The following is a 1,219-nucleotide window of genomic DNA, read 5'->3' as shown; positions in this document are numbered from 1 at the left end:
GAAAAAATGGACTTCTTCCAAAGTCGATCAATCTTGAAAAACTTACTGAAATTATTGAAAAGATGAGATCACCATTCTTTGATCATCTTCAAATCGAACAAAAAACCATATCTTTTAAATTGTCTGATCTCTATGAAAAATCAACATTGAAGCGTGGATTTACAAAAATTGATCTGAAAGAATTTAAGAAACAGAGAGATTTAAGAACTACTAAATTATCTATTCTCACAACCGCAAAACCCAATGGATATCTATCTTTAAACTACTTGTTAAAGGCTTTGAATATCAACAAAAAAATATCAAGAAGTGAACAGATAAGAGAGATAAAACGAGCATTCAACAAGTTAAAAAATATTAAATATGTTTATAAATACCCTGCAAACCCTAATGCTGAACAGTTAGCCGAGCATTACAAGTTTCATTATAAAACTGTTGATAGATCTTGATTATTTGTTAATCTAAAAAGGATTTTTAGTTCAACGGATTGAGCTTTTTTCATCACTCCAACTCATAAAGTAGGCGTGAAAAATGAAAAAGAAAGAAAAATCACTAACAATGACACATCATCTTCTCTTGGCTCAATTTAGTCATAGACTGTTAATACCGATTGAAGAAATTGCAGAAAATTACTTGGGAATGGCGGTCGCTACTGCAAGGAGAAAGGCTAATGCTTATGCTTTACCCTTTCCCACTATACGCATAGGTGATAACCAACGATCACCAATGATGGTTCACATAGATGATCTTGTTAGATATATTGATAAGCAAAAGAAAGAAGCCGAAATGCTATGGATGGAGTTTCAGGTTGCTTAGTCTTATCGTTAAAAAAGCCACTAATCTTAAAAAGGTTAGGGCTTTTTTTTCGACTTAAAGATAGTAGTTCAGTAAATAAGCAATTTTAATCATCTTTTTCTGGTTCTGATTTGATTGAATCATCATTTTTTTTACCGCCATACCGATAAATACCGAAAATAGCGGAGGTAATACCAAGAGCTATGATTGACATTAATATTGGGCTATTGTGACCTATTCGACTAACAAGACCTAAGAGTAATAGTAAGATCCATATCAATATTACTTTAATGAATATTCTTATTCCCTTTGACATCTATCTTCCTTCCATTTATTCCCTAAAATGCTGATTATCAGCCTATAATCACATTCTAATACATAAATTTTGCATATTCAATAGTTGACTGTTGATATCTGAAACTCGCCC

2 protein-coding genes are annotated in these 1,219 nt (G+C 31.8%); both read left to right on the top strand.

What is annotated here, in order from left to right; translation table 11 throughout:
* The coding region (locus FH976_RS15770) for a hypothetical protein (RefSeq protein ID WP_194091721.1) at positions 1 to 446 on the top strand (446 nt) is incomplete at its 5' end.
* Between the two features lie 82 nt (positions 447 to 528).
* Positions 529 to 813: a pyocin activator PrtN family protein gene (locus FH976_RS15765; RefSeq protein ID WP_228767486.1), complete on the top strand. Its 285-nt coding sequence runs from the start codon at positions 529 to 531 to the stop codon at positions 811 to 813.
* The last annotated feature ends 406 nt before the right edge of the window (positions 814 to 1,219 follow it).

The sequence above is a fragment of the Vibrio hibernica genome (assembly GCF_015223435.1).
Classification (GTDB): Bacteria; Pseudomonadota; Gammaproteobacteria; order Enterobacterales; family Vibrionaceae; genus Vibrio; species Vibrio hibernica.
Note: the sequence above shows the minus strand (reverse complement) of the source record. Positions and strands in the feature narration are given on the sequence as shown.